The following is a 17,937-nucleotide window of genomic DNA, read 5'->3' on the forward strand; positions in this document are numbered from 1 at the left end:
TCAGGGCAGCGGGCCGGTGTTGGCCGTGTCCAGCGGCAGCCGCGACACCTCCGACAGCAGCAGCGCCAGCTGCTGCGCAGCCGCATCGATCACCGCCTGGCCATGTTCCGCCGTGGCCGCCGCCGCGTTGCCGGCGGCACCGTGGGCGTTGTAGTCCTCCATGGCCCAGCCGAGCTTGGCGCTCTTGCCGTTGCCCAGGATCGCGTAGCCGGCCGCGCGCTGCTCCGAGGTCGAACGGAAGTCTCGCGCCTCGCCCATGCGCACCAGCTGCGGCGCGAGCGCCAGCATCATCGAGGTCTCGATCTCGCCCGCGTGCACGCCGAAGCGGTGCTCGTTGGCACTGAACTGCGCACCCGCGTCGCCCAGCGGCAGGTTGAACCAGCTCACGCTGTAGACGATGAGCCCGTACGCCGCGCGCAGCTCGCGCGCCACGATGTCCATCGCGCCGACGTGCCCGCCGTGGGCGTTGAACAGCACCAGCTTCTTCACGCCGGCGCGCGCCACGCCGGCACCGATCTCGTTCCACACGCGAATCAAGATCTCGGCCGACAGCGTGAGCGTGCCCGCGAAGCGCGCGTGCTCGGGGCTCAGGCCGATCTGCTGGGTCGGCAGGAACAGCACCGGCAGTTCGGCCGGCAGCAGCGGTAGCGACGCGACGACGATGCCGTCGGCCAACACCGTGTCCACGCCCAGTGGCAGGTGCGGCCCGTGCTGCTCGGTCGCGCCCAGCGGCAGCACTGCGACGGTGGTCGCCGCATCGAGCGCCGCGAAATCGCGCGTGGTGAGCTGGGACCAGAAGCGGGGCAACGAAGGAGCATTCATCACGCGATCTTAGGCTGGTGGCGAGCCGGCCTCGAAAGCTTCGGTCCGGACAAGGCAGTCAACGCGGACGCCGAAAACGCCAATCTATTCACACATATAACCAGTTCGTAGCGCTTTGGTTTGCCTTAGTTAACAGTTATGTCTAGAGTGACCTCGAATTAATTTTCTAGAACCGCCGACCTGTCACATATCGGCGGTTCGGTTTTCGCGGCGGCATCTCTTGTCGTGAAAGCTGTGGTTTCAAGGGAGCAGAGTGTTCATCCAGAAAAAAGCTGGAGGCACGGCCACGGACGGACGCAAATCGGCGTCCGCCCGCTCGTTGCCTCGCCATCTCGCGCATGCAGCACGAGAATTTCCGTCCCTCGTTTGCATGCTGGCCTTCGGTGCGTCCGGGGCATTCGCAGAACCGTCGGTCACCGCGGCACCCGCGGTCGACCGGAGTGCATCAGCCTACGACGCCCAGCGGCACGATGCGCTGATCGTCGCGCGCCGCGAAGGCCGCATTACCGCGGCCCAGGCGCTGCAGCAATTGAAGGACTGGCTCGCCGCGCCGATCGACGGCGCAGCCCGCCAGCGAGTGGCCTCCGATGCGATCGCGATCGCATCCGCCGACGGCCGCTTTGCCGAAGCCGTGGCGCTGGGCCGGCAGGCCACGCCGTCGAAACTGAGCGACTACGCGCTGGGCCCGCTCGCACTGGCCGCGCGGCGCACGCATGACCTCGCCTTGCAGGGCGAGGCCATCGGCCTCTGGCGCGCGCATCAGCCCGGGGCGCGCGAGGCGCGCATCCACGAGGCCTACTGGCGCCTCGACAGCGGCGACGTCGCGGGCGCGCAGACGCTGTACCGCGCGCTCTCGCAGCCGGCACCCACGCAGGTCGAAGACCGCGTCGCGCTGCTGGAGCTGCGCGCCGCCCTGGCGCGCGCCGAAAAAGATCCGCTGCAGGCGCTCGCCGCCTATACCGAGGCTGGCGCGCTGCGGCCCGGGCGCGGCGACATCCGCCGCGAGGCCGACTTCCTGCTCGCGAGCAGCGGCGCCGCATCGAGCGCCTTCGACAACGCCGAGGCAGCGGAGCGCGCCGCGCCGGGCAGCTTTTCGCCGCTGGCGCTTTCCCCCCTGCAGCAGGAGGCGCTGGCGCAGCGGCTGCGCTGGGCGATCCAGGCGCGCGACCAGCGCCTTGGCGCGGAGCGCGTCACCGCGCTCGATCGCGTGCTCGCCGACCAGGAAGCCGCCCTGGCACGGGCCGATGCCGCGGCCTTGAAAGCCGCGCCCGAAGACGCCGGCGCATGGCGCACCGTGCGCGCGCGGTTGCTGTCCGACCGCCTGCTGGCGCTGGTCGAACGCGGCCGCCCAGCGGACGCCGTCGCGCTCTACGACACAGTGCGCGCCACAGGCACGGAACTGCCGCCCTACGGGCTCGGCGCCGCGGCGCGCGCGCTCGCACAGGAGCGCCGCTCGGCCGAGGCCGTGCCGATCTACGAAGCAGCCATCGCCCGCGGCGGCGCCGACCTGCCCATGCCCAGCGACATCCACCTGGGGCTGGTCTACGCCTACCAGGACGTCGGCCGCTTCAGCGATGCCGAGGCACTGCTGAAGAAGCTCGAAGCCGCCACGCCGGCCCTGCTGCATCTCGCGCCGGAAGCCGGCCGTCCCAACGGCGAGTACACCGAGGTGAGCGGCTTGCGCGGGCTGATGCAGCTCTACACCGACCAGCCGGCGCTCGCGCAGCAAAGCTTCGCGGCCCTGACGCGCGAAGCGCCGTTCAACGCCGGCTATGCCTCTGGCGCCGCCCTCACCGAGCGGCTGCGCGAGCGCCCCGAAGCCGCGCTCGCACGCTTCGAGGCGCTGGCGACCGACGCGCCCTACGACGTCGGCGCGCGCACCGGCCACGTCGAGGCCCTGCTCGATGCCGGCGAATTCGGCGAAGCCCGCCGCCGCGCCGAATCGCTCGCCGCCGACCTGCCCGACTCGAAGCAGGTGCGCGACATGGAACGCAGGCGGCTCATCCAGGTCGGGCCGCGGCTCGACGTGGACGCCGGAGCCTCCTCCGGCGGCGCGGCCATCGCCAACCGCGAATGGCGCATCGACAGCCGGCTCGCCTCGGGCCTCATCGACGACCAGTGGCGCGTGTTCTACGACCAGTCGCTGGGCCGCGGCACCACCGACCTCGGCAACGCGAACTGGGCGCGCGGCGGCCTCGGCCTGGGCTGGCAGCGCGGCCGCTGGCTGGCCGAAGGCGTGCTGCAGCATGCGAACGGCGGCCCCTACCGCAACAGCGCAGCCGGCCGGCTCGACTACCGCGCGGGCGACGCCTGGCGGCTGTCGGCCACCTACGACGGCGACAGCAAGGAACTGCCGTGGAAAGCGCGCGCGGCCGGCATCGGCGCGCACGAAGCCGGCGCGAGCGTGGGCTACGTGGTGAACGAATCGCGCCGCTTCGACCTGAAGTGGCAGCAGCTCGACTTCAGCGACGGCAACCTGCGCAGTGGCCTCGGCCTCGGCTGGCGCGAACGCTGGGTCAGCACGCCGGCGTTCCAGCTCGAAACGACGCTCAGCGCCGACGCGAGCCGCGGCCGCGACATCGACACCGCGCCCTACTTCAACCCGTCGAGCGACGGCAGCGCGCAGCTCTCGGCGCGCGCGCAATGGCTCAACTGGAAGCGCGACAACCGCCAGTTCTTCCAGGTCGTCGAACTCGGCGGCGGCACCTATCGGCAGGCCGGCTTCGGCAGCGGCCCGACGTGGAGCCTGCGCTACGAGCACCGCTGGAACCTCGGCTCCAGGCTCGCGCTGCGTTACGGCGTGCGCATTGCCAGCCACCCCTACGACGGCGTGCGCGAACGACAGCGCGGCGTTTTCCTGAACCTCTCGATGCCCCTGCAGTGATGCGAACGACGAACAACCCTTTCACCTTCCTGCGCGCGGCCCTTGCGTGGCTGCTGCTGGCGCTTTCGCTGCCGGCCCTCGCGCAGCCTCTGCCGAGCGCCGACCCCGACGACGGCGTGAGCTTTCGCGTGATCGCCTTCCACGACGTGCGCGCCAACGTGCGCGCGAGCTTCGAAACCTCGCCCGAGGCAACCGCGGTGGACGAGCGCACCTTCGCCGAGACGCTGGCCTGGCTGCAATACAACGGCTATCACCCGGTGAGCCTGCAGCAGATCGTCGATGCGCGCGCCGGCGGCAAGCCGCTGCCGCCCAAGCCCGTGCTGCTGACCTTCGACGACGGCTATCGCAGCGCCTACACCAAGGTGTTCCCGCTGCTCAAGCGCTACAACTACCCGGCGCTGTTCGCGCTGGTAACGAGCTGGCTCGAGGTGCCCGAGGGTCAGCCGGTGCACTGGGGCGACAAGCCCGCGCCGCGCGAGAACTTCCTGCTGTGGCGCGAGGCCGCCGAGATGGCCCGCTCGGGCCTCGTCGAGTTCGCGAGCCACAGCGATGCCATGCACACCGGCATCCTCGCCAACCCGCAGGGCAACATGCTGCCGGCCGCGGCCACGCACCGCTACGACCCGAAGACCGGGCGCTACGAGGACGATGCCGCCTACACGCAGCGCATCGAGTCCGACCTGCGCCGCAGCCGCGAACTCATCGAAAAGCGCACCGGCGCGAAGGTGCGCTCGATGGTGTGGCCCTATGGCGCCTACAACGCGGCAGCGCTGAAAGCTTCCGAGCGCGCGGGCATGCCCATCACCCTCACGCTGGACGACGGTTCGAACACGCCGACGGTGCCGCTCGCGCGCGTACGCCGCGCGCTTGCGGAGTACGACAACGAGGCGCCCGAATACGCCCGGCTGCTGCGCAGCCCCGTGGGCGGCGAGGTCTGGCCCGTCAACCGCGTGATGCACGTGGACCTCGACTACGTGTACGACCCCGACCCGGCCCAGCAGGAGCGCAACCTCTCGAAGCTGATCGACCGCGTGGCCGCCGTGCGCCCGCGCTCGGTGTTCCTGCAGGCCTACGCCGACCCCGACGGCGATGGCGTGGCCGACGCGCTGTACTTTCCCAACCGGCACCTGCCGATGCGCGCCGACCTGTTCAGCCGCGCGGCCTGGCAGTTGGGCAGCCGCGCCGGCGTGAAGGTCTATGCCTGGATGCCGGTGACGGCCTTCCGCCTGCCGGCCTCGAACCCGCTCGCCACGCACACGGTGATGGCGCAGGGCGGCGCGATGCCGGCCGGCCGCTACCACCGGCTCACGCCTTTCGACCCCGCGGTGCGCGCGCTGGTCGGCGACATCTACGAAGACCTCGGCCGCCATGCCTTCTTCGGGGGCCTGCTGTTCCACGACGACGCGACGCTGTCCGACGACGAAGATGCGAGCCCCGCCGCCCTCGCCACCTACGCCCGCTGGGGCCTGCCGGCCGACGTGGCCGCGATCCGCGCGAACCCGGAACTGACGGCGCGCTGGACCGCCGCCAAGACGCGCTACCTGATCGACTTCACGCACGAACTGGCCGCACGCGTGGGCGCCTGGCGGCCCGCGCTGGAGACCGCACGCAACCTTTATGCACGACCGGTTCTCGACCCCCAGGCCGAGCAATGGTTCGCGCAGAACTACGAGGCCTCGCTCGCGGCCTACGACTACGTCGGGCTCATGGCAATGCCGCGCATGGAGCGCGAGGCCCGAACCGACGCCGACGGCGACGCCTGGCTCTCGCGGCTCGCGCAGCGTGCGGCCGGCACGCCGCGCGGCCTCGACGGCACCGTGTTCGAACTGCAGGCGCGCGACTGGCACACCGGCAAGCCCGTGCCCGACGCCGAACTCACGCGCCAATGGACGCTGCTGCAGCGCGCCGGCGTGCGCCACCTGGGCTACTACCCCGACGACTTCCTGAACGACCAGCCCTCGCTGGAAACCGTGCGCCGCGCAATCTCGGTGCGCACGCTGCTGCCGCGCGCGCTGCGTGCCCCGGCCGCCGCGACGATCCCTGCACAGCCCGCGCCATGACCACCGTCCAGATCCTCGCGCACTCGTTGCCCACGCTGCTGTTCGGCTTCGTCTTCTACTACCCCTTCTTCATGGCCTACGTGTGGATGGCGGGCGGCCTCTCGCATGCATGGGTGTTCGAGCGCAGGCGCGACGCCGACGCCAATCCGCTCGACTCGCTGCCCTCGCAACCGCTGGTCACGGTGGTGGTGCCCTGCTTCAACGAAGCGCCGCACCTGCGCGAGGTGATCGAGCAGCTGATGCGCACGCGCTACCCGCACTACGAGGTCATCGCCGTGAACGACGGCAGCACCGACGGCACCGGCGAGCTGCTCGACCAGATGACGCAGGAATACAGCCGCCTGCGCGTGATCCACAACGCCAGCAACCAGGGCAAGGCGGTCGGGCTCAACACCGCCTGCCAGCTCGCGCGCGGCGAATACATCCTGGGCATCGACGGCGATGCGCTGGTGGACGTCGACGCCATCGCATGGATGCTGCGGCCGATGCTGCGCTCCGAACGCATCGGCGCGGTGACGGGCAACCCGCGCATCCGTACGCGCACCACGCTGCTCGGGCGCATGCAGGTGGGCGAGTTCTCTTCGATCATCGGGCTCATCAAGCGCTCGCAGCAGCTGGTGGGCACGCTCTTCACCGTCTCGGGCGTGCTCGCCATGTTCCGGCGCCGCGCCGTGATCGAGGTCGGCTTCTGGAGCCCCGACGTACTCACCGAGGACATCGACATGAGCTGGAAGCTCCAGCTCGGCGGCTGGAAGCTGCGCTTCCAGCCGCGCGCACTGTGCTGGATCCTGATGCCCGAGACCTTGCGCGGCCTCTGGAAACAGCGCCTGCGCTGGGCCGTCGGCGGCATCCAGACCATGCTGCGCTACACCTCGCGCATCCTGCGGCCGCGCCACTGGCGGATGTGGCCGATCTACCTGGAGTACATGACCAGCGTGGTGTGGGCCTATTGCATGGCGGCGGTGCTGGTGATCGGCCTCGTGCGGCCGCTGCTGCCGGCGAATTCGTCCTGGCATTCGGCGCTGCTGCCGCACTGGCAAGGCACGCTGCTGGCCATGACCTGCATCCTGCAGATGCTGCTGAGCCTGTGGATCGACCGCCGCTACGACCGCGACCTGATGCGCTATTTCGCCGGAACGATCTGGTACCCGATCGCCTTCTGGATCATCACGATGGCGACCACCGTCATCGCCCTTCCCAATGCTCTGATACGCCGCCGCGGAAAGCGCGCGGTGTGGACGAGCCCCGACCGAGGAGTTTCCGATGCGCCCTGAGACCCATGCCCAAAGCCGCCTGCACGAGGCGCACGACGACAGGCCTCCGCCGAGCCGCCAGCGCTCCTGGGGGCAGCCCGCGGTGGACGAGCCGATCATCGACGCTGCACGAATCCCGCTGCGCGCCTTCGGCACAGGCCGCTCGCCACAGCGCACGCTGGCCATGTATCTGTGGCTGCGCGTGCTGCGCCCGGCGGTCACCCTTGGCGTCTGGTTCTGCACGATCTGGTACGCATGGCCTTATGTGCTCGGCGCGCGCTCGCAGCCCGAGGTGATGCAGCTGCTCGGCCTCTACGCCATTGCGATCGGTGTGATCCTGGCCTCGATGCTGGTGATGGCACCGCTGCGCCGCCGCCAGCAGAGGCGCGAGACGCCTCCAGACCAGGAACAGTCGTCGCTGTTCGCGCTGGCCTCCTACATCGAGGTACCGCCGGCGCGGCTGTCGGCCTGGCAGCGCGCGCGGCAGCTGCTGGTGCACCACGACAACAACGGCCACCTGCGCGACGCCACGGACACCGCGACGGGAGCGCTGGAGCCCGAGCCGCTGCAGCGCGCGGTCGCGGGGCGCTGAGGCCGGCCAGGCACGATGAGTCCTGGCGGCATACGGCCGCATCCGTGCAGGGGTTTCGCGGCGGTGCTTCAATCGCCGCCACACTCCACTCTCCATCAAGGACTCTTTCATGGACCTCCAGCTCCAGGACCAGCACGTTCTCGTCACCGGCGGCAGCAAGGGCATCGGCCTGGCGTGCGCGCTGGGCTTCCTGCGCGAAGGCGCGCGCGTGAGCCTCGTGTCGCGCGATCTCGCCAATCTGGAACAGGGCCGCAGGACGCTGGTGGATGCCTTTGCGCAGGCCGAAGGGCGGATCTCGGTGCATGCGGCCGACCTCAAGGACCCGGCCGGCGCCGTGGCCGCGCTCGACGCGGCGGAGCAGGCCTTCGGCCCTGTCGACGTGCTCGTCAACTCGGCCGGCGCCGCGCGCCGCACCCCGCCCGACGAACTGACGGCCGCGTCGTGGCACGACGCGATGGACGCGAAATACTTCACCTACATCCACATGATCGACCCGGTGGTGAAGCGCATGGGCCAGCGCGGCCGCGGCGCCATCGTCAACGTGATCGGCCAGGGCGGCAAGGTCGCGAGCCCGGTGCACATGGCCGGCGGCGCGGCCAATGCGGCGCTGATGCTGGTGAGCGCCGGCATGGCCTCGGCCTATGCCGCCAAGGGCGTGCGCGTGAACGCGGTGAACCCGGGGCTCACGCTGACCGAACGGCTGCAGGAAGGCATGAAGGCCGATGCGAAGCTGCAGGGCATCGGCACCGACGAGGCGCTGACGCGCGCCACCGCACGCCTGCCGCTGGGGCGCATCGCGACGCCCGAGGAAATTGCCAACACGGTGGTGTTCCTGGCGTCGGCGAAGGCGAGCTATGTCACGGGCGCCATCGTGGCGATGGACGGCGCGGTGACACCGATGATCTGAAGGCGCGGTTTCAAGCGCCGCCGCCCTCACCCCAACCCTCTCCCGGAGGGAGAGGGAGTGAATCCGAAGCAGCCGCTTTACTCAGGCAACAGCCTGCAACGCCTCGAACTTCAGCGCCAGGAAATCGACGAACGCCCGCACCCGCGCGGGCACGAAGCGCCCGCTCGGCAGCAGCGCGTGCAGCGGGTACGGCTCCGTCTCCCAGTCGGGCAGCAGGCGCACGAGGCGGCCTTCGCGGATGTCGTTGCGCACGTCGAGCGCGGACTTGAGCGACACGCCATAGCCCGCCACGGTCCATTCGCGCGCGAGCGAGGCGTCGTCCACGCTGCGGTTGCCGTTCACGCGCACTTCGGTCCACTGGCCGTTCTGCGCGAAGCGCCAGACGCGGTGGCGGCGCCCCGAGCGGTTGAAGATCAGGCAGTTGTGGTGCACCAGGTCTTGCGGCACCTTCGGCGCGGGATGGCGGCTCAGGTAGCCCGGTGAAGCCGTGAGCATCGGGTTGGTCAGCGCGAAGGGCCGGGCCACCAGTCGCGAATCGGCCAGCGCACCGTAGCGCAAGGCCACGTCGACCTCGTCGCGCATCACGTCCAGCGGACGGTCGCCGACCGACAGCGAGAGCTGCACGCCGGGGTGCAGCGCCAGGAATTCGTCAAACCACGGCAGCAGCGTGCTGCGCGTGAGGTCCGAGGGCGAGGCCACCCGCAAGGTGCCGACCAGATCGCCGCGGTCGGCCGTGACGAGCGACTCGCCCTCGTCCAGCAGTTCGAAGGCGCGCACCGCGTAGTCGAGCAGCGTCTGGCCCTGGGGCGTGAGGCGCATGGCGCGCGTGGAGCGCTCGAACAGGCGCGCGCCGAGCTGGGCCTCCAGCCGCTTGAGCGTGGCGCTGGCGGCCGCGGGCGTGATGCCCAGCGCATGCGCCGCCGCCGTGAGCGTGCCGCCGCGCGCTGTCTGCACCAGCACCTGCAGGTCGGAGAGATTTTCAATCTTCATTTGAAAGTGTTGCTGATTCGAGCCGGCTTATCAAGCCAGCCTTGCGATCCTACAGTTCAGGCATCGTCACTGAAAAGGTTCCTTGCCATGAAAGCCGTCGGCTACTACCAGCCCCTTCCCATCGACAACCCCGAATCGCTGCAGGACATCGAGTTGCCCGCCCCCGTGGCCGGCCCGCGCGACCTGCTGGTGCGCGTGAAGGCGGTGTCGGTCAACCCCGTGGACACCAAGATCCGCAAGAACGCCGCGCCCGAGGCCGGCCAGGCCAAGGTGCTGGGCTGGGATGCCGTCGGCACGGTCGAGGCCATCGGCAGCGGCGTGCAGAACTTCAAGGTGGGCGACCGCGTGTACTACGCGGGTTCGATCATCCGCCCGGGTGCCAACGCCGAACTGCATGCGGTGGGCGAGCGCATCGCGGCCATCGCGCCGAAGACCCTCGACGACTCGCAGGCCGCCGCGCTGCCGCTGACCACCATCACCGCGTATGAACTGCTGTTCGACCGCCTGCGCGTGCCCAAGGGCGGCGGCGAAGGCCGGACGCTGCTGATCACCGGCGGCGCGGGTGGCGTGGGCTCGATCCTGATCCAACTCGCGCGCCAGCTCACGAAGCTGCGCGTCGTCGCCACCGCCTCGCGCGCCGAAACGCGCGAATGGTGCCTGGCGCTGGGCGCGCACACCGTCATCGACCACTCGAAGCCGCTCGCGGCCGAGCTCAAGGCGGCCGGCATCGGCGAGGTCGACATGGTCGCCAGCCTCACGCAGACCGAGCAGCACTACGCGCAGATCATCGAGAGCCTCAAGCCCCAGGGCCAGCTCGCGGTGATCGACGACATGAAGATGCTCGATGCGATGCCGCTGAAGACCAAGTGCATCTCGCTGCACTGGGAAATGATGTTCGCGCGCTCGCGCTTCGAGACGCCGGACATCGCCGAGCAAGGCGCGCTGCTGGCGGAGGTTGCGGCGCTGGTCGACGCGGGCCGCATCCGCACCACCGCCAATGCGAGCTTCGGGACCATCAATGCGGCGAACCTTCAGCGCGCGCATGCGCTCATCGAGAGCGGCAAGGCGCAAGGGAAAGTCGTGCTGGCCGGGTTCTGAGCTACGTGGACTGCCACGGCAGTCCACGCATGCGCTCGCGCTTTTCTTCCTCGTCGAAGTGCGCAAGCGAAGGCTTGATGAGGTCGCTGCGCGCCACGATGCCGGCCAGCACGAGCGATTGCGCGTCCTTCACCACCGGCAGCCGTTCGAGCCGGTGGCGCGCGAGCCGGGTCGCGACGGCGCGGCAGTTCTCGCCAGGCAGGGCGAAGTACAGCGGCGCGTCGGCGCAGGCGTCGCCCACGGTCGCGATCGGGTCGCGCGTGCCATACGCGGCCAGCATCGCGCGATCGGCCACGCCGATCACCGCGCCGTTGCGCAGCACGGGGAACGCACGGTGCGCCTGCCCTTCGCCGAAGTAGCCGAACAGCGCCTTCGCCACCGGCATGGCCGCGTCGATGCTGCGCACCTCGCGCGTCATCACCTCTTCCACCGAATGCCGCTCCAGCGGGTCGATGCCGTACTCGCGGTAGATGTGATAACCGCGGCGCGCGATCTTCTCGGTGAGGATCGAGCGGCGCATCGTCAGCACCGTGAAGCCGTAGGCCACCGCGGAGGTCGTCAGCAGCGGCAGCAGCGCATTGCTGTCGTGCGTGAGCCCGAAGGCGAAGATGGTGGCGGTGAGCGGCGCGCGCATCACGCCGCCCAGCGTGGCCGCCATGCAGACCAGCGGCCACAGCATCGGGTCGTTGCCCGGCAGGATGTGCGAGAGCACCACGCCCAGGCCGGCGCCCATCATCAGCAGCGGCGCCAGCACGCCGCCCGAGGTGCCGGAGCCCAGCGAGATGACCCAGATCACGGCCTTCACCGCCAGCAGCGCGATCACCACGCCGAGCGCGAGGTGGTTGTGCAGCAGGTCGCCGATCACGTCGTAGCCCACGCCCAGCGCACGCGGCTGCAGCCAGCCGCCGATGCCGACCGCGAGGCCGCCGATGGCTGGCCACCACATCCAGTGCAGCGGCAGCTTGCCGAACCAGTCCTCGACCTTGTAGAGCGAGATCGACAGCGACGCCGACAGCGCGCCGCACAGCACGCCGGCGATCACGCACGACAGCATGGCGAGCGGGCCGGGCACGGCCGTCTGCAGCGGGAACAGCGGGCCCGGGTCCATCAGCAGCGGCCGCGTGAAGCCCGCGACCGCGCAGGCCACGGCCACAGGCAGCAGGCTGCGCGGGCGCAGCTCGAACAACAGCAGCTCGACGGCCAGCAGCACCGCCGCCACGGGTGTGCCGAACACGGCCGTCATGCCGGCCGTGGCGCCCGCCACCAGCAGCGCCTTGCGCTCGGCCGCGGTGAGGTGAAAGTGCTGCGCGATCAGCGAGCCGATGGCGCCGCCGGTCATGATGATCGGCCCCTCGGCGCCGAACGGTCCGCCGCTGCCGATGACGATGCCCGACGACAGCGGCTTGAGCAACGCGACCTTCGGCGACATCTTGCTCTTGCCGAACAGGATCGCCTCGATGGCCTCGGGAATGCCGTGGCCGCGGATCTTGTCGGAGCCGTAGCGCGCGACAAGGCCGACGATCAAGCCGCCGATCACCGGCACCACGATGACCCAGGCGCCCAGCGTGTGCGTGGCCGGCGAACGGTCGGCCAGCGAGAAGGTCTGGAAGAAGAACAGGTTGGTGAAGAAGCGGATCAGGTCGAGCAGCACGCGCGCTGCCACGGTGCTGACGGCGCCGATGACGGCGGCCATGACGGTGATGCGCATGAGGCGCGTGTTGAGCGCGAAGTCGCCGCGCGGCGGATGGGAGTTGGCTTTGGAGCTCATGGATTTTCCGGAAGATCGATTTGCGGCACGTCGAACACGCCCTTGAGCGAGCGCAGTTCCGCGCGGTGGAGCTCGGCCAGCCGAAGCAGCAGCTTCTCGCCCTTGGCGAGCAGGTGCACCTCGACCTGCCGGCGGTCCATTTCGCTGGGCCGGCGCTGCACGAGATCGAGCGCTTCGCAGCGCGTGACGAGCGCGACCGCGCCGTGCGGCTGCAGTTGCAGGCGTTCGGCGATCTCGCCCACCGAGGCCCAGTCGCGGCCGGGCACGCCCTTGATGTGCAGCAGCACCAGGTATTGCTGGGGCGTGAGGCCCTCGGCCTGCGCGGCGCGTTCGGAGAAGCGCTCGAAGCGGCGCATCTGGTAGCGGAACTGGGAAAGCGCCTCGAAGTCTTTCTTGGCGAGCTTGCGGGAGGTGGAGGCCATGGCGAGGGGAGATGCCGGAATGGCCGCGAATATATCACGTCGTGATATATATGCCGTGCGACACAATGGGTGCATGACCGCCGACCCCATCGAATTCGACACCCCGCGCCTGCGCTTGCGCCAGTGGCGAGAGAGCGATCTGGCGCCGTTTTTCGCGCTGGCTTGCGACCCTCAGGTGATGGAGTTCCTGCTGCCGCTGCCGACGCGCGCCGACAGCGATGCGCTGGCCGATCGCATCTGCGCGCGCTTCGCGGAAAACGGCTGGGGCTTGTGGGCGGTGGAGCACAAGGCGTCCGGCGGGTTCATGGGTTTCACCGGCCTGAACTCGCCGGCGGTCACGCTTCCGTTCTCGCCGTGCGTCGAGATCGGCTGGCGCTTCGGGCGCCAGTGGTGGGGTCAGGGTTTCGCGAGCGAGGCCGCGCGCGCGGCGCTGCAGGTCGGCTTCGAGCGGATCGGGCTGGACGAGATCGTCGCCTTCACCGCATGGCACAACACGCGCTCGAGCGCAGTGATGGAGCGCATCGGCATGAAGGAAGACGCAGCCGGCGCCTTCGACCATCCGTTGGTACCCGAAGGACACGCGCTGCGCCGGCACAGGCTCTACCGCATCGCCCGACCGCAGCGCTGAAGAAAGCTACTTCGCCCTCGAGACCCGCCACACGGCATTGCCGACATCGTCGGCCACCAGCAGTGCCCCGCCCTTGTCGAGCGCCACGCCCACCGGCCGGCCCTGCGCCTTTTCGTCGGCGGTCAGGAAGCCGGTCAGCACATCGACCGGCGGCCCGCTGGGCTTGCCGCCGATGAAGGGCACGAACACCACCTTGTAGCCCGACTTGGGCTTGCGGTTCCACGAGCCATGCTCGCCGATGAAGACGCCGCTGGCGAACTGGTCGGGCATGCCGCCCGGCCGCGAGAAGGCCATGCCGAGCGGCGCGACGTGCGAGCCCAGCGCGTAGTCGGGCGCGATGGCCTTGGCCGTCATCTCGGGGTTCTGCGGCGTGACGCGGGCGTCGACGATGCCGCCGTAGTAGCTCCAGGGCCAGCCGTAGAAGGCACCGTCCTTCACCGAGGTGAGGTAGTCGGGCACGAGGTCGCTGCCGATCTCGTCGCGTTCGTTCACCACGGTCCACAGCGCCTTCGTGTCCGGGTCCCAGCCCATGCCGTTGGGGTTGCGCAGGCCGGTCGCGAACAGGCGCTTCGCGCCGCTCTTCGTGTCGACTTCCCAGATGGCGGCACGGCCCTCCTCAGCCGCGAGGCCGTTCTCGCCGATGTTGCTGTTGGAGCCGACCGTCACATAGAGCTTGCTCCCGTCGGCATTCGCGATGACGTTCTTGGTCCAGTGGTGGTTGATGCCGGCGGGCAGCTGCGTCACCAGCGTGGGGTTGGCGCTGATGGAGGTCTGGCCCTCGGTATACGGCACCTTCACCAGCGCATCGGCATTGGCGATGAAGAGTTCGTTGCCGACCAGCGCCATGCCGAACGGCGACATCAGGTTGGTCATGAACACCTGCTTCACCTCGGCGAGGCCGTCGCCGTTGGCGTCGCGCAGCAGGGTGATGCGGTTGGCGCTGGGCACGCCCGCGCCGGCGCGGGCCATGAGCTTGCCCATGACCCAGTTGCGCACCTTCGCGACCACGCCGCTGCCGCCGTCGCTGCTGCCGCCCGGCTTGGGCGGCTTGTTGCTCTCGGCCACGAGGATGTCGCCGTTGGGCAGGGTATAGACCCAGCGCGGATGGTCGAGGCCGCGCGCCAGCGCCGTCACCTGCAGGCCTTCGGCGGGGATGGGCGCGGCGGCGTCGGTCCAGCCGACGGCGGTCGCGACGTTGACGGTGGGAATCAGGGTCTTGTTCGGCTGGGCCAGTTGCGGGCGAGGGCCGGTCGTGAGCTCCGGGGCCAGCTTGGCGGTCTCGCCGCAGCCGGCGACGAGCAGCAGCGCGGCGGCCAGTGCCAGTGCCAGTGCGGATGCTTGCTGCGATGCTGTCATGCGTATTCCTTGTGCGGCCGGGTGCCGCATGCACCGGATGATCCCCAGCCGGGCAGCCCCGGGGTTGTCGGCCATGGGCGCTTTCTGGCGTGGGCGCACCTCATTTGCGCATCGCCGCTACCATCGCCGGATGACCGACGACCTGTTCCGAGCCGACGCCTACCTGCGCACCTGCGACGCCCGCGTCCTGCGCATCGACGAAACCGGCATCGTGCTGGACCGCACGGTGTTCTATCCGCTGGGCGGCGGACAGGCCGGCGACGCCGGCGTGCTGGCGCTGGCCGACGGGCGCGAACTGGTCATTGCCGACACCCGCAAAGCCAAGAACGAAGAAGGCCAGCCGACGAATGAATTCGTGCACGTGCCCGCCCCGGAACAAGCCGACCTGCTGGCCGCGCTGAAGCCCGGCGACACCGTGACCGCCCGCCTCGACTGGGAGCGCCGCCATCGCCTGATGCGCTTCCACACCGCCTCCCACCTGCTGTGCCACCTCGTGCCGGTGCCGGTGAACGGCTGCTCCATCACGCCCGAGTACGCACGCATCGACTTCCACATGACCGATCCGCTGGACAAGGAAGCGCTGACCGCCGGGCTCACGAAACTGGTCGAAGCGGCCCATCCGCTGACCGTGGGCGCTATCACCGACGAGGAGCTCGACGCCAACCCCGCGCTGGTCAAGAGCATGAGCGTGCAGCCGCCGCGCGGCACGGGCACGGTGCGCACCATCCGCATTGGCGGCGACGGCGATGCCCAGATCGACTTCCAGCCCTGCGGCGGCACGCATGTTGCAAACACTTCCGAGATCGGGGCGGTGATGGTTACCAAGATCGAGAAGAAGAGCGCCAACAGCCGCCGCGTGGTGCTGGGCTGGGCCCCTGCGGCGGCCTGAAACGGCCCGGAACTTCGCCCCCATTGAATGCTCCGACTGACGGCATGATCTTTTCGCGCATCCATTTCGCTACGCTTCTGATAGCAACCGCCGCAGCCAGCATGCCGGCTGCGGCGCAATTGGCTTCCAAGCCAGGCGCCGTGGTGACCACCCCCCACGTGCGCGCCGAGCTGATCGCCCACGCCCCCGACGGCGTGGCGCCCGGCGCCCCGGTCTGGGTCGGCCTGCAGATCACACACCAGCCCGAGTGGCACACCTACTGGAAAAACGCCGGCGACTCGGGCCTGCCCACCGAGATGACGTGGACGCTGCCGGCCGGAGTGTCCACCGGCGAGATCGCCTGGCCTGTGCCAAAGAAGATCCCGGTCGGCAACCTCGCCAACTACGGCTATGAAAACACCGTGCTGCTGCCGGTGCCGCTGGAGGTGTCGACGCTCTACAAGCCGCCGGTGGCGCTGGGCGGCACGCCGGCCATGGACATCCAGCTCAAGGCTTCCTGGCTGGTCTGCCGCAAGGAATGCATCCCCGAAGAAGGCACGTTCACGCTGCCCCTGCCGCTGCAGGGCTCGACCGCGCTGCACAAGGCCGAGTTCGACGCCGCACTGGCGGCCCAGCCGCAGCCGCTGGCCAAGGCGGGCACCATCGAGGTCGATGGCCGCAACCTCAAAGTGCGCCTCGAAGGCCTGCCTGCCGCCGTGCAGGGCAAGACGCTGGGCTTCTTCCCCGAGACCCCCGAGGTGATCCGCACCGCGGCCGTCTCCGGCAAGGACTGGACCCAATCCTGGCAGGGCGGCACCTGGACGGCGACGCTGCCGCTGGCCGACCAGCGCAGCGCGAGCCCCACGGTGATGCCGGTGGTGGTGGCGCTGGCCGAGGCCGACCGGCAGGCCGGCCAGCCGGTGGCCTGGCGCGCCGAAGCGCCGGTCACGGGCGCCTGGCCGGCAGGCGCTGCGCCGCGCGCCGAGGTGTCGCCGGCGCTGCAGGCCGCGCTCACCGCCAACGCAGCCAAGGCAACAGCCCCGGCCGGCGATGCCCCTGCGCCCTCCTCCACCACCTTCATGGCCGCGCTGCTGGGCGCGCTGGTCGGCGGCCTGCTGCTCAACCTCATGCCCTGCGTGTTCCCGATCCTCGCGATCAAGGTGCTGGGCTTCGCGCGGCAGGCGGGCAACGCCAGCGCGCACCGCAAGGCCGGGCTGGCCTACACGGGCGGCGTGATGCTGTCCTTCCTCGCGCTGGGCGGCGGCATGCTGGCGCTGCGCGCGGCCGGCGCCGGGCTGGGCTGGGGCTTCCAGCTGCAGTCGCCGGGCGTGGTCGCCGCGCTGGCGGCACTGTTCACGCTGATTGGGCTCAACCTCGTGGGCGTGTTCGAGTTCGGCCGCGCGGCGCCCTCGTCGGTGTGCAGCGCGCAGGCCAAGCACCCGCTGGCCAACGACTTCCTCTCCGGCGTGCTCGCCGTGGTCATCGCCTCGCCCTGCACCGCGCCGTTCATGGGCGTGTCGCTGGGCTTCGCCATCGGCCTGCCGGCCGGCCAGGCGCTGCTGCTGTTCGCGGCGCTGGGCTTCGGGCTGGCGCTGCCGTACCTCGTGGCCGGCTTCGTGCCCGCCGTGGCGTACCTGCTGCCAAAGCCCGGCCCCTGGATGGGCACGCTGCGCCGCCTGCTCGCCTTCCCGATGTTCGCCACCGTGGCGTGGCTGGTGTGGGTGCTGGGCCAGCAAAGCGGCATCGACGGCGCGGGCACGCTGCTCGCGCTGCTGGTGTGCCTGGCCGCCATCGTCTGGGCACTTACGCTGCGCGGGCGCACGCGGGTCGTGATCGCCACCGTGCTGATCGGCTTCACGGCCCTGCTGACCGCCACCATCGGCCGCAATGTGCTGCAGGTGGTGGAGCCGGCCAGGCTGGCGTCGGCATCCGGCACCGCCGGCCAGCGCTGGCAGCCGTGGTCGGCCGAGCGGGTGTCCGAGTTGTCGGGCGCCGGCCAGCCGGTGTTCATCGACTTCACCGCTGCGTGGTGCGTGACCTGCCAGTACAACAAGAAGAGCACGCTCTCCGATGCCGCGGTGTTGGCCGACTTCGACGCTAAGAAGGTCGCCATGCTGCGCGCCGACTGGACCCGGCGCGACCCCGCCATCACCGCCGCGCTCACCGCGCTGGGCCGCAGCGGCGTGCCGGTGTACGTGCTGCAGGCGCCGGGCAAGCCGCCGGTCGTGCTGACCGAGATATTGGGCAAGGACGAAGTCCGCGCCGCCCTCGCCGCGCTTTGACCACCAG

General features: G+C 70.2%; 14 protein-coding genes. 9 read left to right on the forward strand and 5 right to left on the reverse strand.

Annotated features, from left to right (window positions below):
* Positions 1-822 (reverse strand): creatininase family protein, encoded by an 822-nt coding sequence (locus ASD05_RS23835; RefSeq protein ID WP_056597632.1) that lies wholly within the window; start codon positions 820-822, stop codon positions 1-3.
* A gap of 370 nt (positions 823-1,192) precedes the next feature.
* Here ASD05_RS23835 and pgaA point away from each other — a divergent pair, with 370 nt between their 5' ends.
* From pgaA to ASD05_RS23860, 5 genes are all read left to right on the forward strand, one after another.
* Entirely contained in the window at positions 1,193-3,706 is a 2,514-nt protein-coding gene (gene pgaA / locus ASD05_RS23840; protein WP_056597633.1) for a poly-beta-1,6 N-acetyl-D-glucosamine export porin PgaA, read from the forward strand.
* Positions 3,706-5,766 carry a poly-beta-1,6-N-acetyl-D-glucosamine N-deacetylase PgaB gene (gene pgaB / locus ASD05_RS23845; RefSeq protein WP_056597634.1) on the forward strand — a complete coding sequence of 687 codons (2,061 nt, stop codon included), beginning with the start codon at positions 3,706-3,708 and terminating at the stop codon, positions 5,764-5,766. Before pgaA ends, pgaB begins: the two co-directional genes overlap by 1 nt.
* On the forward strand, positions 5,763-7,040 hold the full coding sequence (gene pgaC / locus ASD05_RS23850) for a poly-beta-1,6-N-acetyl-D-glucosamine synthase (RefSeq protein WP_056597635.1): 1,278 nt from the start codon (positions 5,763-5,765) through the stop codon (positions 7,038-7,040). Before pgaB ends, pgaC begins: the two co-directional genes overlap by 4 nt.
* Complete coding sequence (gene pgaD / locus ASD05_RS23855; protein WP_056597636.1) at positions 7,030-7,611, forward strand: poly-beta-1,6-N-acetyl-D-glucosamine biosynthesis protein PgaD; 582 nt, start codon at positions 7,030-7,032, stop codon at positions 7,609-7,611. Before pgaC ends, pgaD begins: the two co-directional genes overlap by 11 nt.
* Before the next feature lie 109 nt (positions 7,612-7,720).
* Entirely contained in the window at positions 7,721-8,518 is a 798-nt protein-coding gene (locus tag ASD05_RS23860; protein WP_056597637.1) for an SDR family oxidoreductase, read from the forward strand.
* 81 nt (positions 8,519-8,599) lie between these two features.
* Here ASD05_RS23860 and ASD05_RS23865 read toward each other — a convergent pair whose 3' ends face one another.
* Positions 8,600-9,508: a LysR family transcriptional regulator gene (locus ASD05_RS23865; RefSeq protein ID WP_056597638.1), complete on the reverse strand. Its 909-nt coding sequence runs from the start codon at positions 9,506-9,508 to the stop codon at positions 8,600-8,602.
* A gap of 87 nt (positions 9,509-9,595) precedes the next feature.
* On the opposite strand from ASD05_RS23865, the gene ASD05_RS23870 reads away from it, so the two are divergent.
* Positions 9,596-10,606: a zinc-binding alcohol dehydrogenase family protein gene (locus ASD05_RS23870; protein ID WP_056597639.1), complete on the forward strand. Its 1,011-nt coding sequence runs from the start codon at positions 9,596-9,598 to the stop codon at positions 10,604-10,606.
* A gap of 1 nt (position 10,607) precedes the next feature.
* Here the strand turns inward: ASD05_RS23870 and ASD05_RS23875 are convergent, their stop codons facing one another.
* A complete protein-coding gene (locus ASD05_RS23875; RefSeq protein ID WP_056597640.1) occupies positions 10,608-12,374 on the reverse strand; it encodes a chloride channel protein in 1,767 nt (588 codons plus the stop codon).
* A complete protein-coding gene (locus ASD05_RS23880; RefSeq protein ID WP_056597641.1) occupies positions 12,371-12,796 on the reverse strand; it encodes a MarR family winged helix-turn-helix transcriptional regulator in 426 nt (141 codons plus the stop codon). The genes ASD05_RS23875 and ASD05_RS23880 overlap by 4 nt, the downstream gene beginning before the upstream one ends.
* Before the next feature lie 73 nt (positions 12,797-12,869).
* Here ASD05_RS23880 and ASD05_RS23885 point away from each other — a divergent pair, with 73 nt between their 5' ends.
* Complete coding sequence (locus tag ASD05_RS23885) at positions 12,870-13,424, forward strand: GNAT family N-acetyltransferase (protein WP_056597642.1); 555 nt, start codon at positions 12,870-12,872, stop codon at positions 13,422-13,424.
* 6 nt (positions 13,425-13,430) lie between these two features.
* On the opposite strand, the gene ASD05_RS23890 is transcribed toward ASD05_RS23885, so the two are convergent.
* Positions 13,431-14,780, reverse strand: coding sequence for a PQQ-dependent sugar dehydrogenase (locus tag ASD05_RS23890; RefSeq protein WP_056597643.1), 1,350 nt, complete (start codon positions 14,778-14,780; stop codon positions 13,431-13,433).
* A 130-nt stretch (positions 14,781-14,910) separates the two neighbouring features.
* Between ASD05_RS23890 and ASD05_RS23895 the strand changes: the two genes are divergently transcribed.
* The gene (locus ASD05_RS23895) at positions 14,911-15,669 is read left to right on the forward strand and encodes an alanyl-tRNA editing protein (RefSeq protein ID WP_056597644.1); all 759 of its coding nucleotides are present in this window, start codon (positions 14,911-14,913) and stop codon (positions 15,667-15,669) included.
* Between the two features lie 44 nt (positions 15,670-15,713).
* On the forward strand, positions 15,714-17,930 hold the full coding sequence (locus ASD05_RS23900) for a thioredoxin family protein (protein WP_200955477.1): 2,217 nt from the start codon (positions 15,714-15,716) through the stop codon (positions 17,928-17,930).
* Positions 17,931-17,937: the final 7 nt, after the last annotated feature.

The organism is Variovorax sp. Root434, assembly GCF_001426595.1.
GTDB lineage: Bacteria > Pseudomonadota > Gammaproteobacteria > Burkholderiales > Burkholderiaceae_C > Variovorax.

What these genes read in the sequence shown, in the direction of transcription:
- ASD05_RS23900 (WP_200955477.1), top strand. Translation starts at nt 15,714, where the DNA reads ATGATCTTTTCGCGCATCCATTTCGCTACGCTTCTGATAGCAACCGCC.
- ASD05_RS23875 (WP_056597640.1), bottom strand. Translation starts at nt 12,374, where the DNA reads ATGAGCTCCAAAGCCAACTCCCATCCGCCGCGCGGCGACTTCGCGCTC.
- ASD05_RS23870 (WP_056597639.1), top strand. Translation starts at nt 9,596, where the DNA reads ATGAAAGCCGTCGGCTACTACCAGCCCCTTCCCATCGACAACCCCGAA.
- ASD05_RS23860 (WP_056597637.1), top strand. Translation starts at nt 7,721, where the DNA reads ATGGACCTCCAGCTCCAGGACCAGCACGTTCTCGTCACCGGCGGCAGC.
- ASD05_RS23895 (WP_056597644.1), top strand. Translation starts at nt 14,911, where the DNA reads ATGACCGACGACCTGTTCCGAGCCGACGCCTACCTGCGCACCTGCGAC.
- ASD05_RS23880 (WP_056597641.1), bottom strand. Translation starts at nt 12,796, where the DNA reads ATGGCCTCCACCTCCCGCAAGCTCGCCAAGAAAGACTTCGAGGCGCTT.
- pgaD (WP_056597636.1), top strand. Translation starts at nt 7,030, where the DNA reads ATGCGCCCTGAGACCCATGCCCAAAGCCGCCTGCACGAGGCGCACGAC.
- ASD05_RS23835 (WP_056597632.1), bottom strand. Translation starts at nt 822, where the DNA reads ATGAATGCTCCTTCGTTGCCCCGCTTCTGGTCCCAGCTCACCACGCGC.
- ASD05_RS23890 (WP_056597643.1), bottom strand. Translation starts at nt 14,780, where the DNA reads ATGACAGCATCGCAGCAAGCATCCGCACTGGCACTGGCACTGGCCGCC.
- pgaA (WP_056597633.1), top strand. Translation starts at nt 1,193, where the DNA reads ATGCTGGCCTTCGGTGCGTCCGGGGCATTCGCAGAACCGTCGGTCACC.
- ASD05_RS23865 (WP_056597638.1), bottom strand. Translation starts at nt 9,508, where the DNA reads ATGAAGATTGAAAATCTCTCCGACCTGCAGGTGCTGGTGCAGACAGCG.
- ASD05_RS23885 (WP_056597642.1), top strand. Translation starts at nt 12,870, where the DNA reads ATGACCGCCGACCCCATCGAATTCGACACCCCGCGCCTGCGCTTGCGC.
- pgaB (WP_056597634.1), top strand. Translation starts at nt 3,706, where the DNA reads ATGCGAACGACGAACAACCCTTTCACCTTCCTGCGCGCGGCCCTTGCG.
- pgaC (WP_056597635.1), top strand. Translation starts at nt 5,763, where the DNA reads ATGACCACCGTCCAGATCCTCGCGCACTCGTTGCCCACGCTGCTGTTC.